Genomic DNA, 18,446 nt, shown 5'->3' with positions numbered 1-18,446 from the left:
CTAGTCCCGTGTCGCGGCAACCTTCGTACTTTTCGAACTGCGACCACGCGCCACGCCTTATGGGACCCACCGTCAATTCCTGCCGCGCTACTCAGCCGATCCGCTTGAACGTCAACGGCGTCGAGTGCACCGTGCCGGCCGCGCCCGACACGGCGCTGCTGCATGTGCTGCGCAACGACCTGGCGCTGAACGGGCCGAAGTATGGCTGTGGCCTGGGCGAGTGCGGCGCGTGCACGGTATTGATCGACGGCGTGGCCGCGCGGTCGTGCGTGATCCCGGTGCGGGCCGCGCAGGGCAGGGCGGTGGTCACGCTGGAAGGCTTGGGCACGCGTCAGCAACCGGGCACGACGCAGCAAGCATTTATCGATTGCCAGGCAGCCCAGTGCGGGTACTGCCTGAACGGCATGATCATGACGGTGGAAGCACTGCTGCGCCGCAATCCTGCCCCCACGCAAGACGCGCTGCGCAGCGAACTGCATCACAACCTGTGCCGCTGCGGCACGCATGTGGAAATCATGCAGGCGGCGCTGCGGGCGGTTCAGTTGCGGACGAAAAGTGTTGGTGTTGTGGGTGTTGTGGGTGTCGCGGCTGTCGCGGATGTTGCGGGCGGTGTTGATCTTGCGGATGGCGGACCCGCGCGATGAGCCAGGACGCGCTGGGGTCACCGCTGCACCACCTGGGCCTGCCCGCGGACCTGCTGCACGGCGTGGCCTTGCGTCCGCCTGCCGTGCTGTGGGATGGCGCGCGGTATCGCGGCAGCGTCTTGCAGCAGGCGCAGTGGGATCAGGCGCGCGCGCTGTCTGGCGTTGTGACGGTGGTTCGGCACACACACTTCGCGGGCGTCGTCGCCGTGTCGCCGGTTCATGCCAGGCAGGCGGCCATGGCCTTGGCGCCCGTATGGCAAGCGCCGGATTCAGTCCAGACGCCACGTGATGATGTCGCGGATTCGGACGAAATTCGCTATGGCCTGTGCCTGCCGTCCTTTGAAGCGCCAGCCGGTGCTCGGGCGACGGTATGGGCGCTGAACGGACATGCCGGCGTGTGGCTGCCGCCATGCAGGCCGGGCACGCAAGCTCAGATACGCCGCGAGCTGGCGGCGCTGCTGCAACAAGCGCAAGAGACGATCCGCGTCACGGTGCATGCGACGATCGACGGGGCGGTCTCCGAAGGCCACGATGCGGTGCATCCGCTGGACTTGATGGACGCCGCTGCCGACGCCGCGCTGCTGTCGCAAGCAGTGGGCCGGCCGGTGTGCGTGGCCTGCCGGTCGGGTGTTGCTGAAGAGTTGGTGCTGCGTCTGCCGGTCGATGATGCGACGTTCGACTCGGCGGGTTGGGACGCTGCTGCTTTGAACGCAGGTGCTTCGAATGCAGGTGCTTCGAATGCAGGTGCTTCGAATGCTGCTGCTTTGAATGCATGGGCTTCAAACGCCGACACCTCGAACGCCTCGGCCACCAACGCCTCGGTCACCAACGCCTCGGCCGCCAACGCATCGGCCACCAACGCCACTGCCTTCGCGCCACAACCCGACTCGCGCGCCGTTGCCGGCGCCGCGTCGTTGCGGTCCGATGCACCCTGGGCGGTGCGCCCGAGCCTGGCGCGGCTGTTGAGCCAGCCCGCGCTGGCAGGCGCGTCGGCACAGGCGACGGTATGCGGCGCACTCGTAACGTCGCCCCGGCGGGCGCTGCCCCCGTTGCGCGCCAGTGTGGATGAATTGAACGCCGCGCAAGTCTTTGCGCAAGAAAGCCAATGGCATGAAGCCGCGCTGGCCCACGGCAAAGATCCCATCTCGTGGCGCGTGGAACACCTGCCCGAAGGCAAGGGCCGCGAGCTGGCGCGCCAAGTCGTGAGTCGCGCAAGATTAAACACCGGCGCCGGCGCCGGAGCAGGCGCAGACGCAGGCGCAAGCGCAAACGCAAACGCAAACACAAACACCGACGCCGCCCCAGCGCCCAGCGCGGGCCTGCTGCATGGCACGGGCTTCGCCACCGCACAAGTGCAATGCGTGGATGACGACGGCGCCGCTCGCATGGTGTGGAGCGCCTGGGTGGCCGAGGTATCCGTGCGCGCCCAGACCGGTCAGGTCGAAGTCACCCGCGTGGTCGCCGGCCACGACAGCCAGCGCCTGCAACCGGCGCAAGGCGCGCCCGTACACGCCCATATCGAACAGCAAACGCCATGGCTGCTGGATAACGCGCGCCGTCTGCTGGCGGGGCCGCCGGCGTTTGACGATTGGGTCAGCCCGTCATTCAAGGATGACGCGCCAGGCCGGGCCGTACGCCCCTACGAAGGGAGCGACGGCGCGATGCTGCCCCTCGCGGCGGGAGACGTCGCGGACGGCGACGTCACACAAGGTCGTCTGGCCGTGGACGGCGTGGTCACCTTGCCCGCCGCCGCCGCCATCGCCAACGCCATCCATAACGCAACCGGCGTGCGCCTGCGGCAAGCGCCGTTCGACACCGAGGCGTTGCGCTTGGCGTTGCAAGACCATGGGCGACCAAGCTGGGGCACGTCGGCGCGGGGGCGTCTGGCGCGAGCCGGCGTGTGGCTCGCGGCCGGCGTCGCCGGTCTGGCCGGCATGGTCGCCGCGCTGTGGCCCATCAAGCCTGCGTTGCCTTTGACGGCTGGCCCCGACGTTTCCCTGTATTCCATGCGGGCCATCGAACGGGGCCGCCTGGTCGCCGCTGCCGGGGATTGCATCGCCTGCCACACCGCGCCCGGTGGCCAAGCCAACGCGGGCGGTCTGGCGCTGGACACCCCCTTCGGCACGATCTATTCCACCAACATCACGCCCGACAACGACACCGGCATCGGCCGCTGGTCCTACCCCGCGTTCGAACGCGCCATGCGCCAAGGCGTGCACCAGGACGGCCGCCAGCTGTATCCCGCATTTCCCTACACGGCCTATGCCAAATTGAGCGAAGCGGACATGCAGGCGTTGTATGGCTACCTGATGTCGCAACCCGCCGTTAAGTCCGAGCCGCCGAAGACGCAGTTGGCCTTCCCCTTCAATATGCGCCCGCTCTTGGCCGGCTGGAATGCGCTGTTTCACGACGCCACGCCCTTCACGCCGGACCCGTCGCGCAGCGCGCAGTGGCTGCGTGGTGCGTATCTGGTCGAGGGCGTTGGCCACTGCGCCGCTTGTCATTCACCGCGCAACCGCCTGGGCGCGGAGAAGAAGGGCGTGCATTACCTGGCAGGGGGCGAGGCAGAAGGCTGGACCGCGCCCGCCTTGAACCAACTGGCCAGCGGACCACGCGCCTGGTCGGGTGATGAACTATTCCAGTATCTGCGCACGGGCTATTCCCCCAGCCACGGCGTGGCGGCCGGGCCGATGGCGCCCGTGATCCACGGCTTGGCAGAATTGCCGGACAACGACCTCAAGGCCATCACGACGTATTTACTGGACTTGCCGAAGCGGCAGGGCGACGGCAACGGCGAATATGCTGCGTCGGCGGCATCGGCTTCGGCATCGGCTTCGGCGTCGGCTTCGGCATCGGCTTCGGCATCGGCTTCGGCTTCGGCATCGGCTTCTGCGACACCGTCGCCCTCGCCCTCGTTGCCCTCGCCATCGTCCAAGACCGAGACCAAGACCACGGTCGAGACCACAACCGACACCGCGGCTGCGCCCAAGACCTCCTCTGCGTCTGCCTCCGCCACCACGCCCGCCGCTGTAACGATCCAATCCCTGCAAGGCCGGCGCGCCAACGGTGAACGCATCTATCAGAACGCCTGCGCGGTCTGCCACGAGGCCGGAAGCGGGCCCACGCTGTTCGGCGCCAGGCCCTTGCTAAGCGCCAACACCAACCTGCACGCCGACACGCCCGACAACCTGATCCAGGTGATCTTGCACGGCATTCAGGAACCCGCCGACGACGCGCTGGGGTACATGCCGGGCTTCAAGGACAGTCTTGACGACAGGCAGGTCGCCGACCTGCTGGGCTATTTGCGGGAACGTTTTGCGCCGGACAAAGAGGCCTGGGCCGATCCCGGCACGACGATTAAACAGCTACGCAACCATGCGGAGCTGAATTAAGGAAAACGCGGCCATAACGCGTGCGGCTTTAGTGATGATCACATCAAGGGGTTTCATCTATGTCAGCTTCATTGGTATCCGTGGACAAGGCCATTCAGGTGGCCGGCGTCGGCAAGTTCCAGTATCGGCTCTTTGTGATATTTGGCCTGGTCTGGATGGCCGACGCCATGCAGGTGCTGTCCATCGGCTTTTCCGCGCCGTCCATCGCCAAGACCTTTGGCATCACCGTGCCCCAAGCGCTGCAAAGCGGCACGTTCTTCTTCATCGGCATGTTGATCGGCGCGTTCGTCTTCGGCCGGATGGCCGACCGCATCGGCCGGCGACCCGTCCTGATGATCGCGGTGGTCATCGACGCCTGCGCGGGCGTGGCTTCGGCCTTCGCGCCTGAGTTCACGTGGCTGCTGCTCTTGCGTTTCCTGACGGGCATCGGCGTGGGCGGCACGTTGCCGGTGGACTACACGATGATGGCCGAGTTCCTGCCCAGCGATCGCCGTGGCCGCTGGCTGGTGCTGCTGGAATCGTTCTGGGCCGTGGGCACCATCTTCCTGGCGCTGCTGGCGCTGGCGGCGGTGTCGTGGGGCGATGACGCCTGGCGCGTGATCTTTTTCGTCACCGGCCTGCCCGCACTGATCGGCGTGGTGCTGCGGTTCTACATCCCGGAATCGCCGATGTACCTGAACCGCAACGGCAAATCCGACCAGGCGCGCAAAGTGCTGGAACGCGTCGCGCGCGTCAACCAGCGCAACATCGAAGTGCCCGCGCTGCAACCGGAAACGCCCGTCAACAAATCCATGTTCGCCTTGTTCTCGCCCAGCTACCGCCGCCGCAGCATCGGGTTGCTTCTGGCATGGGCGCTGATCTCCATCGCGTACTACGGCGTCTTCGTGTACCTGCCCATCAAGCTCAGCACCGCCGGCTTTGCCTTCATGCGCGGCCAGGAATTCCTGGTGCTGCTGGCGTTGGTGCAATTGCCTGGTTTTGCGCTGTCTGCCTATGGCGTCGAACGCTGGGGCCGCAAGCCCACGCTGGTCGGCTTCCTGATTTTGAGCGCGGTAGGCTGCATGCTGTACAGCCTGGGCACCGACCCCGCCGTGGTGATCGGTTCCACCTTGCTGATGAGCTTTTCGCTGCTGGGCACGTGGGGCGCGCTGTATGCGTTCACGCCCGAGGTCTACCCAACGGACTTGCGCGCCAGCGGCATGGGCATGGCGGGCGCGGTGGCGCGTTTTGGCGGGCTGTTCGCCCCGGCCATCATCGCGCCCATCATGACCAGCCACTTCACGCTGTCGCTAGTCGTGCTGTCCAGCATGTTGCTGGCGGGCGCCGTGTCGATCTGGTCGGTAGACGTGGAGTCGCGCAACCGCGCGCTGGATTGATGGTGGTGTAAATCGGGGGTACCGCCGGCGTGAATAGCGCCGGCGTGGTGCCGGGAACGGCGGCGAACAGCTCAGGCCTGTTCGTCGCCGTTCAACATTTTGGTCAGCAGAAAATGCAGCGCCACGCGCTCGGCCGGGTTCAGATTGCCGTAGGTGCTTTCCGTGATCTGCTTGGCAAACGGTTCCATCTCTTGCACCAGCGCTTGCCCGACGGGCGTCAGGTTGATAACCACTTTGCGCCGGTCAACCGGGTCGTGATCCACCTGCACCAATTCGCGCTGCTTCAACCTGTCCACCACGCCGCGCACCGTAGCTTGGTCAATGACCGTCGCCTTGACCAGGTCCGCCAGTGAACTTGCACCGTTATCCCGCACCGAACACAGCACGACAAACTGCGCGGCGGTGAGCTGAGAGTCGGGGATGTAGTGCTGAAACAAAGCGGTGTGACGCTGATAGACACGCCGCAGCAGGTGACCTATCTGATCAGAAAACAAATAGCCTTCCGTGGTGGACGAGGACTTGCCTTTCATATTGCGCATAAGCCTATCCGAAGCAATGCATGGGTCATGATGATCTTTATCAACGGTGTGCAGTTTGACGGTATGTCTAGTTTGCCAGCAGCGGCACGGTTTGCGGGTTGTAGGTACTGTATGCGCCGCCGCAGCTTGCATAAGGGGCCGCGCGTGCGGGTACGCCGGTGGCGCGTATGCCTAGTTTGTCTTTCGGCAAATGTACCTGCACAAAGCGTTCCACTTCGACCGTGCCGTCAGGCAGGAAATACAGCTGTAGACGCATCAGCGTGGATTCTCCGTCAACGGGTTCAGGATGTCGAAATGCGGGCGCGTGCAGCGTTGCGGTGTGCCACGGGTGGGCGGCGTTGGCAGTGCTGCTGGGTTCAGGCGCTTCCGGCGTTTCCGGCGTTCCCGGCGCGCCAGTCGTTTGCCACCGCAGCGCCAGTGGCCGGCTAAGCATAATAAACGCCGCACCGATAGGCCGCGCAAAATCATGGCAGGCGGCCGGCAACGGCGCGACGGAAACAAGCGCGCGGTCGCCGATATCCAGCGTCTGACCATTCACTTCAAGCCGAGCGATAGCGCTGCTGGTGTAATTGACCGCACTGAGCAACACCAGCCCGTGCTGCCCCTTTCGATCAAGACGCTGCTCCGTCATCCCCGCCAAACGGTTCAGCACAGGGGCAACCTCGACACGGTCGGGATAATGAAAATACAGATACCGCAACATCGATCTATCCGGCGTATTCAGCGCCGATGAAAAGCGCGCCACGTCCGGGTAAGCAAGACGCGTCAACGGCAACGATGCGGCGACAGCATCGCCCGACGCAGAAAGATATCTGTACTGCGCGATATCCTCGCGCAAGCGCGTGCCGTCATACGGAAAAGGCTGCGTCGCGGCCGGGCTGGGATATCGATTGAACACCATGAACTGCTGCGATTCAGCGGCCGCAAACGGCATTCTTGGCCCTGCACCCGACGACGTGGTGGCGTAAGGCGTGGTGTCAATCCACAGATCTTTGCCGCTAAGGTTGACGTGCGTTTCGGCAATATAGGGATGCGCATCGCTAAAGCGCTCGCGTTTGGATTTTTCGAACGATTCGCTGGCCGGGTAAATCAGCATGGCGATCAGCGTAGGCAAGAACAACCAGGCATGGACCCGGCCGGGCACACGGCCCCGATCGCGAGAAAGGTAGTAGAGCCAGACGATGATCAGCAGGATGGCCAGTGGCCCGCCCACCCAGATTGCGGCAGTAAGAAGGGCGACGATGCTCCAGCCCAGATCGGGAGTTAACGCGGCGGTAAGGCCAAGGAATGCCAGCCACCCGGCCAGGGCAATCGAGATGATCAGGCCGAAGAGGTAATCCCGGTAGGGGGTGGTGGTCATTGGGAGGGGACGCGGCCGATCAGTTGAAAAGAATTAGTTAAACAAAATTCAGCACATCACTTAGCGAACGCAGAGAATCGCCGCTAGCTGGCGTGGCTGCCTGGCGATTCAAGTGGTATCCCTGCATACCGAATTTTCGCGGGCCGATCATATCGGCATCGACGGTGTCACCGATCATCAAGACCTCATCCGGCCGGCAGCCAATACCCTCACAAAGGTATTGATAGATCTGCGGCTGCGGCTTCACTGCGTTAGCTTCGTACGACCAGGCGCAAAAGTCCGGCTGGACGGGCAACAGTTTCAGCACCGGCGGCCCATACGGCGCGGCAAGGTTTGAGCAGAGCGCTACTTTGATGCCTCGGTCTTTCAGAGCAGTCAGGGTGGGAATGGCATCGTCAAAGAGTGAGATCGACTGGATCTCCTCATGCAACTCGGCCTCCAACCCACACAAATCTTCTTCACTAACCATCCCGCCAAACAAGCTTGCCGCTTGCCTGAGGTCCAACACATTGCTCATCGCCCGAACCCCGTCGTCACGCTGCCGCCGACGACCGGCTTCATGCAGCAGACGGACCAACTTTCGAAACGGGCGAGTAGGCCGCTGGATATGGACCAATGTCCCAAACACGTCAAACGCTACGGCTTTGATTGCCATCGGAGAGCCCCCGGTGCTTGTCAAAATGAATGTCCACGGTGCGGTGGGCGAGTGGAGGCAAGCTTATCGCAACAGCGGTTTTAGCGGCTAAAAAGCAGAGCGAAGCTTTGAGTGGGGTCTCCGTAAGGGGTTTTCGTTTAGCAGGTTGCGACTAGTAAACTCGACGCCTCACAAGGAGAGGCCATCAATGGTCAAAATAAATAATTGGTTCTTCGCCCAGCTCGCGTGTGCGGTTGCTTTATCTTCGAACGCTGTCGCGGCTCCCTCGTCTGACGAGATCATGAAGGAGTGCGCAATCTCATCATCTATTGCGCGAGGAATTATGGAAAAGCGTCAGCATGGCGCATCCATGAGGCAGCTTATGGAAGACGCATCCAGAACAGAGGACGAGTACATGAAGGGCATCAAAATGCTCTTCATTGAGCAGGCGTTCCGGGTTCCGTCCTACGAGTCGGCCGAACGGAAATCGAAAGCTGTAGATGAGTTCGAGAACTTGGGCTACGCGGGCTGCTACATGGCTCTGACCGGAGATAAAAAGTAGGTGCGCTATTTCATGGCGCTCTTTTTTAGCTGGGTGCGTGAGCACTGCACTGCATTGCAGTGCGTACCAATGCCCCTCGCGCGGGGCATTAGCCGGGGGGTATGGCCGTCTAAGCCCGAGGAGGGCAATGCTTGGAGGGGATGATGCGATGCTGGACGAAGCGTGTTTAACGCGCGTCACATGAGGAATTCTGGTGCCCGGGGCCTGCACACCAAAATGCTCTCAGGGCCTTATTCTAAGCGGGTCTCAGGAAAGGCGCCAGTCCGCGGGGACGTGCTGGGGACATCCTTCATCCAAATTCCTGACGCTCTATCTCGACGAGGCAGATTTCTTCCAAATGTGATCGGTTTTGCCTTGAGCACTCATGGGGTGCATGGTTTCATTGACTCATCGCAACTTACTCAGTCAGACCATGTCATCCACCAAGCGCCCCGCCCCTCGCAAACCCCGGACGTTCCCTGATGCCGAGCTACTGAACCGGGCCGACCTGATGTGCGGCTTGGATATCACTAAGTCTACGCTGCACCGTTGGGTGGACGACGGATACTTGCCCGCGCCGCACAAGCTCGGGACTACGCCGTATTGGCGCCGGGAGACGATCATGTCCTGGATCGACGCCAAATGCCCTGCTATGACCTTCACTGTCGAGTAACAGTCACCCTAAAGCGAAAGGCCCGCTCTGGCAGGAGTGGGCCCTTCTTGGCATGGCAGCTACGTCATGCTGGTGTGGACACAGAAGATGGGAGCTTCTATGTCGTATGGCAATTCTACTGGTGGCGATTGGCCGCTCGCAAGCAGTTCTGGTCGAAGCTGTAGGCCTGCCGCAGCCAAGAGTTTGGCTGCCAACCCGGCGCCAGCCTGGGCTAAATCCTGGGGAGCAGCCGCCATCGAGATGGTTACCGAAATTTGGCGCAAGGCCCACGCCGATCATGCACAAGCTGCAGCAGAGAGAAGGGCGGCCGCCGAAAGCCAGGCAGTAGTCCATGCTCAACGTACTAGCAAGAAAACAAGACGCAGAGAGAAATCCGAGCAGTCAGATTCGGTCTTCGCGGTGCATCGGCGTCTGACGGCGCTCGGACGCAGTAGGAAGATGGTCGACACGGCGCGAGCCGTTATGGCCTTTCACGACAGCATTCGCGCCAGCGGATTCAGGACAGCAGTGCTTAAGTCCTTCGATACCGAGGGCAATCCTATGTTCGGCCGTACCCGTCGCTATTGCAGCACGCACCATCGCCTACGTTGCGTGAGAGCGGTTCAACGGAACGACGCCCTGGCGCGCGATGCCTTTGCCAAAAGTCGCGACATCAAAGTAGACCTCAACGCCGCCTTTCGCCGGCAGCTACAAAGCAGAGTGGCAGCCTACTACTCCCGAGCTCTAGCCGGGATCGTTGCGGGCCAATGTGCCGGACTGAAGGTCTACACAATGACGCTGACGCTTGACCGGAAGTGGCACGGTCGACCGCTAGCTGACCAGTTCAAAGAACTCAAGCGGGCCTGCAAGGCGCTGGCCGATCGGCTGCGCCGTGCAGGTATTCATTGGGAGTATGTGAAGACTGTCGGCACCCACAGGGCCACTCTCTGCCCGCACTTGCACTTGATTGTCACCTTGCGACCAGGTACGTACAGAGCGTTTCGTCGGCATGTTCGGGAGTGCTTTCCAGGGCCCCGTGGTGTCCATATGAAGCAGGTTTACGACGCTGCTGGGGCCACGAGCTACTTGCTTCACGAGCTGCAGGATCTAGATAGATCCGTGGCTCGCACGGTTTGCCGTGAAGCTCGAAGCAGAGCGGTGAGTTTTTCAGTCGGTTGGCCTCCCGCCGCAGAACGCAACGCGCCCGCTTTACGCGCGCACGTTGCGTTGAAAACCAACCAAGGGGACGTTAGCAACTTTTCTTCGCGGCGGCGGTGGGTCTTTACTCCGATACCACCACTTAAGGCGGAAAAGAGCTGCTCCGAATTGATTTCGCGTCAATCTGAATTCTCTGGGTGAAGTATTTCGACAGGCGGGCCTGCTTACGCGCCACCTGAGTCGCCCCAGGAGGGCCCTCGCATCCGATCCGCTCGGAGCGGTTTCACGCGTGAAACTCCGACCTCAGCCCCAAGAGTCGGTGTTTTCGCGGAGTCGTGCGATATCGCCATATTGAACCGGCCAGTAGTTAGGTTTTACCTGGGGCTGATAGGTTTCACGCATCAAACCGCCTGACAGGCTATATCGATTCGACTGGTAGCTTGCTCTTTCCTGTAGCGGATGAGTTTCACGCGTGAAACTTCAGAGCACCAAGGAAGTCCGATCCACTTATCTGGTTTCACGCGTGAAATTGGCCTGTGGTCACGGCACGTACATGCGCTCGATACCCTCTCCTTCGCTGTCCGGAACGAACAAATCATCGTCGTCCGGCGGCCGAATGGCGGAATGTGCGCAAATGTCCTCTAAGGCTGCACGGGGCGTCAGGCAGTCTAGGTAAAGCAAGCCTCGCTGGGTGCATTCCTTCCCGGCTGCGGCTACCGTAATGCTGTCTCAACACGCGACTGGTCTAAGTGGATTGCGCCGCCAAATCCTTTTATCCGGAGTCCGCGGAGTTGTTCCGGGGGGCAGAGTGATTGGCGAGCAAACGCAATATGGCAAGGTCGACTCTGAGTATCGATCAGTCGGCCGTGCGGGAAATGTACGGGTGATCTGAGATGGCCCGAGCATCGGCGCCAATTTGCTCAGATAGGGTGACGGCGGCATGACGACGATCCGGGCAATCTAGTCGACGGTGCGATGCGAGTCATCGAGCGCATCTGCATTGCAGAACGGAAGACCTGTTTAGTTTCCCTAGACGGACGGGAGGGCGGTGCAGCGGCTGTGCGGTGGGGCTTGGCCTCGCCTCTCGTCCACCTTCCGGGACACTTCAGCGATCGCTTGATCGTGTGGAATGGAAGGCCAAGGGTCATCAACACTCGCTTAGAACTTGGCGCGGAACCAGCGGCCGTAGCTGCGCGCCGACTCTTCACTCTCGAATTCAGAGATTATCGGGGAGAAGGCAGTGCTCATGGCATGCTTTAAATGATGTTGCATTCCAAGCGATAGATACAAGGCCAATCAATATGGCCTCAATCGGGTGCAGCGTGCCCTTGACCCTTGGCATGGTCACCTGCTTGAAGAATAGTGCGGCAAATTGCATCGCGAGCAATCTGCGGTGGCACCGAGCCCGCGGGTGAGAAAACATTAAAAGTGCCTACTATTGCTTACCCTTGCTTTTGCGTGCGGCCTGCGATCCCATTGGAAAACTGATAAAAAGCCAATTCGGCTAGTTCGAACAATGTAATTAACAGGGCAAACTTGGAAAATTGAGTGCTCTCATTCGGGAACTGTAATCCAGTATTTCACCCGCGGCATTACGTTTTCTTCCAGAATTAAACGCGCAACTGCTAACGAGGACGAACACAAGGCTCCGGCGGGATTTGATGGCCATTCAAGCGAATCTCTTTGGGGCAGTAAGGAAACAGCTGTAATCGCGCTCTCACATTGAATATAGTTGATCCATCGGCAATATCGCTTGTGTGTTCAGGCCGTTGGGGTCGCCAGCTTTGCTCCTCGGGGTGCACTGGTTTTGACGAGCGCGAGCTCGACCCTTGTTTGGGTCGCCCGACCGGAGCCATGTGGGCTACGAAGTCGACCTCTCCGATTTAGACGAAGTGCCAGCCCGTAAAATCATCTGGAATCGGCGCACTAGCCTCACAGCTGTAAGAGACGTCAGAACATCATAGATCCGAAAATCAATTTCGCTGTCTGTTCAAAATTCAGACGAGGCGGTTGGTTTACATTTGTTGTCTAGATTAATTGTGGCTACATTACACTGGTGGTACCACAAGTGGGGTTGCGGTCCCAAGCAGAATGGCGAACCGTAAGCGTAGTAAATCAGCTTAATCAAACGCACAACCAACCTGAAAATTCAGACGCTATCGAACGCGATTCGGAAGGGGATAAGGATGAAAGCCATACCACGTCGCCGACCCTTGCAACGCCGTCCCAGCACCCCGCCAGATCAAGGACAAGACGCGAGATTTGTACCGCTCTTACGTTAATACTCTGCGCAAGAAATTCCTCCCGGTGTTGCCCTATGCTCATTTGATGGATGTGCAGCCCATTGATCTCGTTGGCTACTCTCAATAGGCGTAGCGCACGGGGTGCTGATCGCTGCAACGGCCAGTTGCACCAGCCTTACCGCTTCCGCTACCGCCAAGATCGCGAATATCAGTTCCACAGCGCCGCGTCAGGACTGCTGTATCGGTAACTGCTCGACCGCGATCTGCTGGACTGGCTCAGTGGCTATCCGTCCCTGTGGCCACCGCTGCTCTACCTACTGGCCGGGCAGTGCGAGTACGCCGGGGCGCTGGGCGAGCTGGTCGTACGGGCAGACCGCGCCTCTGTCGCCCAGGAGCTGGGCGGCGATCCCACGCGCGCGATGGCCGCGCCCAAGCACTCGCTCCAACACAAGCTGGTCAACGGGCTGCGCTACCTGCTCAAAGACGAGCTGAAACTGAACCAGCCTCCGACGGCTGGCTCACCGAGGATGCAATATGGCTGGTGGGCAAGACAATCTCGGGCAAGCTGCGAGCGCACCAGCTGTCCCAAGGCGTCGATGGCATCCCAGCGAACAACATCGTCGTGCAACGTGCTCCAGGACCACGGCATGTTGTAGCCGACGCCCGATGGGAAAGCGATCTGGCGCGCGACCGTGACCAGTTTGACCGGCTGGCCCCACTCGCTCACCCTGTTGCGGCTTGCACCTGCGCTGATTTGGGAGCCTGGAGAGCGGCCAGCGTCGTTCGCCGGGGCGGGACCTACCCCTTTGCCGCCACGGTCAAAAGATCGTCAACCGAGCGCGCAACCACATACCGGGCAGGGTTCTCACCGACCCCCAGTGCAGTGAAATGCGCCTTGCCGCATTCGATCTTGGCGCTTTCCTTGTCGCGCAGGTCATCGGTGAACAGGCTGCTCTTGGTTTCCACCAAAAAGTACAGGTGCTGAGTGCCGTCTTCTTCCACCAATACGGCCCAGTCGGGGTTGTAGGTGCCCAGCGGCGTAGGCACTTTGAACCAGCCTGGCAGCTTGGCGTAGAGCTTGATGGCGTCGTTCTTCTCCAGCCCATCGGCGAAGTCCCGCTCGGTGGTCGAGTCGTACACCACGTGCTCGTAGATCGACTTCTGCGTATCCAGCAGCATGTTTTTGAGATAGCCGGTGAGCTCTTCCTTCTCGAACAGCTCTTGCGCATAGACGTGTTGGTCGCCGAGCTTTTGGTACTTGATGCCATCGACCAGGGCCAAACGCTTGCAGCGGTTGATGATTTCGGCGGTCAATTCGATGAACTGCTGCGGATTGCGCTTGAAGTCGTCCAAGCGTCCGCTTCTCGTCAGGATGCTGACGATGGTGCGCCTGGTGAGTTGGGTGCGATTTTGCAGGTCGGTCAGCAAATCCGGCAGCTCGATATCAGCCTCGTCCAGCACCACAGTCGCCGCGCCCACTTTCTCCGTCGCGGCGACACCCGCCTTGCCGATAGAGATGTCGGCCTTGCGCCATTGCAGCCGTGCCTTGGCAATAACCGGGGCCTTCTGCAAGGCTGCGATGCAATCCGTCACCAACTTGGCGTTATCGAACTGCACCCGGTACGTCGTCTGGTGCTTGATGCGGTCCCACAGCGCCTTGAACTCGTCGCTAAGATAAACGGCCTTCCCATCCTTGCCCTTGCGCAGCGGCACTTGCCTGCGCTCATCGGCATTCTTGATATCCAGCCGGCCGGACACCTTGCGCAGCAGTTCGGAAATCTGGCTCTTTTGCGCATCGAACTCAGGTGGCAGTTCCAAGCTGCCGTTCTTCAGCGCCGTTTTTAGTGAATCCTGCACCTTGCCTTTTGCATCGATATGGCCGGCAGCTTTCAAGTGCTCCCACAGTGCCTTCGATTGCTCCATGCCCAGCGGTGCGGCATGCCCATCAGCGCCGGTCACGGCAATGGCGGCAAATTGGTGCTGCTCCACGATGCCAAAGCGGATGCCCGTGTCTTTCTCGATTTCCTTCTGCAGGTTCTCGGCGAACTGTTCGTAATTTTCCGTGGCCACCACGGTCAGGGTGTTGACCTCGAAGCCGCGTACGCGCTCGCCATCCTGGTTGACGCACAGGCGCAGGCCGCGGCCAATGGTCTGGCGGCGCTCGCGCTCGGTCTGAATATCGCGCAACGTGCAAATCTGGAACACGTTGGGGTTATCCCAGCCTTCCTTGAGCGCGGAATGGGAGAAGATGAACTTCAGCGGTGTCGCGAAGGACAGTAGCTTCTCCTTCTCCTTCATGATCAGGTTGTAGGCCCGCTCGGCATTCTCCCGGTTACTCGCATTGTTCTCGGCGGTGTCGGTCCAGCCGCCCTTCTTGTCGATGGAGAAATAGCCGTTGTGCACTTCCTCGGCGGCGGACTCCAGGTCGATCTCGGCAAACAGGCTCTGGTAGGCCGGCAACTTGGCGGCACGGCGATATTCTTCCTCGAACATCTGTGCATACACGCCCTTGACCGGCTGGCCGTCCGCATCGTATTGACGGTACTTGTCCACCGCGTCGATGAAGAACAGGCTCAACACCTTGATCCCCAATGGGTGCAGGTGCTTTTCCTTGTCCAGGTGTTCCTTGATCGTGCGGCGAATCATCTCGCGTTGCACGGCCAGCGCATCCACATCACCGTGGGCCTGGCCAGGCTGCAAGAACACTTCGCCACCGGGATAGCGCAGCTCCATGAACTCTTCGCCCTTCGCCGTATTGATCTCGCCCACCCGAAAATCGGCGTAGGTCGCGCGGCCATCGGCGCTCTGCTGAAGGTCGTCGCCATCGCTGACCGTCACCTCAACCCGCTGCACGCAAGTGGCGGCCTGTTTATCCAGCTCGACCTTGGCGCTGATGCGGCCACGCTTGTTTTCCACCTTCACCAGGCGCACGAAAGGTTTGTTGTGCGCATCCTCAACCGTGGCCGATGCCACCTCGATCTGCTTGACCAGCTTGCGCTCGTACGCATCCACGGCATCCAGGCGGAACACCATGTGGTGCTTGTCCACATGGGTGGCGGAGTAGCGCAGCGTGCAGAGCGGGTTCATGGCGTCCAGTGCTTCCTTGCCACGGCCTTCCAGGCCGCCGTCCACGCTTTGCGGTTCATCCACGATGATGATCGGCCGGGTTGCCTTGATCAGGTCGATGGGCTTCTCGCCGCCGGTTTTCTCGCTCTCTTTGTAGAGGTTGTTCACATCCTTCTTGTTGATGGCGCCCACCGTCACCACCATGATCTGGATGTTGGCGCTGGTGGCGAAGTTGCGCACCGGCCCGGGCTTGGCCGAGTCGTACAGGAAGTAATCGAAGGGCACGCCCGCGTAGAGGCCCTTGAAGTGCTCCTCGGTGATTTGCAGGGTTTTGTAGACGCCTTCTTTGATAGCTATCGACGGCACCACGATCACGAACTTGGTGAAGCCGTAGCGTTTGTTCAGCTCGAAAATCGAGCGTAGATAGACATAGGTCTTGCCGGTGCCGGTCTCCATTTCCACCGTGAAGTCGCCGGACGTCAGTGCGTCAGAAGGCGGCAGGCCACCGCGCAACTGGATGTCAGCCAGATTCTTGAGCAACTCGTCGTCGAGCAACGTCAAGCGGTTGCCGACGCCAAGGTCGGACTGCGCCACGCCCAGTGACATCTGCGCGTCATCGGGCATTTCATGGTCACCGTGAATTCGGTGCGGCAGACCTCCTGACCACGGAAAAGATCGCATACAGCCTCGATGGCCTGCATCTGGTAGTCGAGGTTGGGCTCGAAGTGCAGTTTCATAGCGCACCTCCGTGTGCGCTACCCTTCGGGCGCACTGGCGTGCGTGCAAATTCTATGTCCTGATAATTTGTCATGGCGAGCCCCTTACAAGCTGCGAACGTTCTGGATGCCGTGCTGCTCCAGAATGGCGGCGAGATTGGTTTTGGCCACGTCGTCGGCAAAGGCGCTGTCGCGGAACACGCAGGTGCTTTCTTTTCCAGCCGGGCCAGCGGGTGCGAGTTCCTTGTGCCAAGCAATGATGCCCTGGGCCAGTGGCTCCACCTGCTCACGGGTGATCTTTTCGGCCAGGCAAGCCAGCAGCACGCCGCCGCCCACGGCATGCACATCAAGCCCTTCGATGCGGCGCTTTTCGATGGGTACGCATAGGTCGAGGCCTAGTTTGAGCAACAGCTCATAGAGCACATCAGCCTCGCTGCGGCCTTCAAGTAGGTGATCCTGATGATCGAGCAGCGTGGCTTCCAGGTCATCAGGCTTCGGATTCCAAGCGCGAATGTTGGAAGTATCGAGTTTGAAGACGCGGAAACCCGTGTCGCCCACAAACAGTGGATTGTCCGCTTTAATCTTGGCTCCAGCACGACGTAGACGTTCTTTCGTCAACTCAGCGATGTTTCGCTTAAGTCCAGGCTTGTCGCATACCGTGGCGGCTGCCTTCTGGTTCTTTTCAGCTGGACTCAACGGTTCAGGAAGTTGAATTGTCAGGATGCGTCGCGCAGAACCGTCGATTGCGTTTTGCTGCATCACTGCTTGTCCCGCTGCTGCAGAACCCGCAAAAAGGTCGGCAACAAGGTCATTCCCACTCGAACCAAGCAGTACGCAGGTACGAAGAAAATCGATTGATTTAGGGAAATCGAATGATTCTCCCGGAATCAACTCTTTCAATGCTCGCTTTGCACTATCGGTTGAAAATTCGCCGCCAAACCACACCGACTTCGGCTTCGAAGTGCGCTCAATGGCCTCGTCTTCGTCATCATCAGGCTCATCATCGGCATCATCTACTGCAATCGACGGATCAAGATACAGCCGATGATCAACATCCAACCGGCCACTACGCCAGATCGCTTGGCGTGCATCCAATCCAGATGCTGCTCCACCTTTTCATATCCCCAGCGCCAGCACCCTTCAGAACCGTCTCCACGCAGAGGGAAAATTTCGACATCGGCGTCGCTTTTTCGACTCAACGAACATATGCCAGTCACCTCATCCCAATAAATAGGGAAATACATCTTGGGGCGATCCTCGCGACGATCCGGGCCGCCGCGCTTCCTCAGGTCTCGAAGTGCATATTTTTGACCATTTTCGTCCTCGTACTTGAATGCGGCGCGTTGCGCCTCAGTCAGCGGTAGGCCGTTAGAAACAAAACCAGGATTTGCGTAGACAACAACGTATTCGTGACAAGCGGCGATGTGCTTTTTATCGTTGCGCCCTTTCATATTGTTGACAACAGAAACGGTGGCAACGAAATTTTCTTCGCCAAATATTTCGTCCGAAAGCATGCGAAGGTTATGAAGCTCATTGTCGTCGATCGAGATAAAAACGACGCCATCCTTCTTAAGCAAACTCTTCGCCACCTTCAAGCGTGGATAGATCATATTCAGCCAATCAGTGTGAAACCGCCCACTGGCTTCGGTATTGCTGCTAAATTTCTGTCCGCCTTCGATCTGCCCGGTCAATTCCAGATAGTTTTTGATGTTGTCCTGAAAATTGTCCGGGTACACAAAATCCTTGCCGGTGTTGTACGGCGGGTCGATGTAGATCAGCTTGACCTTGCTGGCATAGCTCTTTTGCAGCAGCTTGAGAACTTCGAGGTTGTCGCCCTCGATCATCAAGTTCTGGGTAGACTCCCAATCCACGCTGTCTTCTGGGCAGGGGCGCAGGGTGCCGGTGCTGGGCGTGAGCGCCAGTTGGCGAGCGCGACGCTTGCGATGCCAATTGAGGCCGTACTTTTCGTCGGCATCGGCGACGGTAGCATCGCCCACCAGCGCCTTGAGCACGTCCACATTCACCGCTGCGCCGTTCGCGTCCTCGGTGATCAATTCCGGGAACAGCGCCTTGAGCTGTTCGATATTGCCCGCCACCAGGTCGGCGGATTGGGCTTCGGGGCTGG

Annotated in this window: 8 protein-coding genes and 3 pseudogenes; 6 read left to right on the top strand and 5 right to left on the bottom strand. The window is 60.1% G+C overall.

The annotated features are described in order from the left end of the window. Positions 1-59 precede the first annotated feature (59 nt). The 3 genes from KYT87_RS26325 to KYT87_RS26310 are packed head-to-tail and all read left to right on the top strand — an operon-like array spanning position 60 to position 5,412. Positions 60-644 carry a (2Fe-2S)-binding protein gene (locus tag KYT87_RS26325; protein ID WP_255593586.1) on the top strand — a complete coding sequence of 195 codons (585 nt, stop codon included), beginning with the start codon at positions 60-62 and terminating at the stop codon, positions 642-644. Then, on the top strand, positions 641-4,036 hold the full coding sequence (locus KYT87_RS29940; protein WP_255593585.1) for a cytochrome c: 3,396 nt from the start codon (positions 641-643) through the stop codon (positions 4,034-4,036). Before KYT87_RS26325 ends, KYT87_RS29940 begins: the two co-directional genes overlap by 4 nt. A 59-nt stretch (positions 4,037-4,095) precedes the next feature. Next, complete coding sequence (locus KYT87_RS26310; protein WP_046807253.1) at positions 4,096-5,412, top strand: MFS transporter; 1,317 nt, start codon at positions 4,096-4,098, stop codon at positions 5,410-5,412. A gap of 71 nt (positions 5,413-5,483) precedes the next feature. Here KYT87_RS26310 and KYT87_RS26305 read toward each other — a convergent pair whose 3' ends face one another. From KYT87_RS26305 to KYT87_RS26295, 3 genes are all read right to left on the bottom strand, one after another. Next, entirely contained in the window at positions 5,484-5,951 is a 468-nt protein-coding gene (locus tag KYT87_RS26305; protein WP_189371350.1) for a MarR family winged helix-turn-helix transcriptional regulator, read from the bottom strand. Positions 5,952-6,018: 67 nt separating this feature from the next. After that, positions 6,019-7,311 carry a hypothetical protein gene (locus tag KYT87_RS26300; RefSeq protein ID WP_219991236.1) on the bottom strand — a complete coding sequence of 431 codons (1,293 nt, stop codon included), beginning with the start codon at positions 7,309-7,311 and terminating at the stop codon, positions 6,019-6,021. Between the two features lie 37 nt (positions 7,312-7,348). Beyond that, complete coding sequence (locus KYT87_RS26295; protein WP_219991235.1) at positions 7,349-7,966, bottom strand: HAD family hydrolase; 618 nt, start codon at positions 7,964-7,966, stop codon at positions 7,349-7,351. 187 nt (positions 7,967-8,153) lie between these two features. Here KYT87_RS26295 and KYT87_RS26290 point away from each other — a divergent pair, with 187 nt between their 5' ends. The 3 genes and pseudogenes from KYT87_RS26290 to KYT87_RS26280 form a co-directional block, all read left to right on the top strand. Further along, positions 8,154-8,507 (top strand): hypothetical protein, encoded by a 354-nt coding sequence (locus KYT87_RS26290; RefSeq protein ID WP_104141782.1) that lies wholly within the window; start codon positions 8,154-8,156, stop codon positions 8,505-8,507. A gap of 718 nt (positions 8,508-9,225) precedes the next feature. Next, complete coding sequence (locus tag KYT87_RS26285) at positions 9,226-10,497, top strand: hypothetical protein (protein WP_219991234.1); 1,272 nt, start codon at positions 9,226-9,228, stop codon at positions 10,495-10,497. Between the two features lie 2,197 nt (positions 10,498-12,694). Then, a pseudogene (locus tag KYT87_RS26280) lies at positions 12,695-13,334 on the top strand (TraI domain-containing protein); the annotation flags it as partial. Positions 13,335-13,337: 3 nt separating this feature from the next. Here the strand turns inward: KYT87_RS26280 and KYT87_RS26275 are convergent. Further along, positions 13,338-16,342 (bottom strand): annotated as a pseudogene (locus KYT87_RS26275) (type III restriction-modification system endonuclease). Between the two features lie 84 nt (positions 16,343-16,426). Further along, positions 16,427-18,420: pseudogene (locus KYT87_RS30100) on the bottom strand (site-specific DNA-methyltransferase). Between the last annotated feature and the right edge of the window lie 26 nt (positions 18,421-18,446).

Source organism: Achromobacter sp. ES-001, assembly GCF_019448355.1.
Lineage (GTDB): Bacteria > Pseudomonadota > Gammaproteobacteria > Burkholderiales > Burkholderiaceae_B > Achromobacter > Achromobacter spanius_B.
The sequence above is the reverse complement of the archived record's forward strand: the minus strand, read 5'-3'. Positions and strand labels throughout refer to the sequence as shown.

Excerpts from the sequence above, each read along its gene's own strand:
- KYT87_RS26325 (WP_255593586.1), top strand. The coding sequence starts at position 60 with ATGGGACCCACCGTCAATTCCTGCCGCGCTACTCAGCCGATCCGCTTG.
- KYT87_RS29940 (WP_255593585.1), top strand. The coding sequence starts at position 641 with ATGAGCCAGGACGCGCTGGGGTCACCGCTGCACCACCTGGGCCTGCCC.
- KYT87_RS26310 (WP_046807253.1), top strand. The coding sequence starts at position 4,096 with ATGTCAGCTTCATTGGTATCCGTGGACAAGGCCATTCAGGTGGCCGGC.
- KYT87_RS26305 (WP_189371350.1), bottom strand. The coding sequence starts at position 5,951 with ATGCGCAATATGAAAGGCAAGTCCTCGTCCACCACGGAAGGCTATTTG.
- KYT87_RS26300 (WP_219991236.1), bottom strand. The coding sequence starts at position 7,311 with ATGACCACCACCCCCTACCGGGATTACCTCTTCGGCCTGATCATCTCG.
- KYT87_RS26295 (WP_219991235.1), bottom strand. The coding sequence starts at position 7,966 with ATGGCAATCAAAGCCGTAGCGTTTGACGTGTTTGGGACATTGGTCCAT.
- KYT87_RS26290 (WP_104141782.1), top strand. The coding sequence starts at position 8,154 with ATGGTCAAAATAAATAATTGGTTCTTCGCCCAGCTCGCGTGTGCGGTT.
- KYT87_RS26285 (WP_219991234.1), top strand. The coding sequence starts at position 9,226 with ATGCTGGTGTGGACACAGAAGATGGGAGCTTCTATGTCGTATGGCAAT.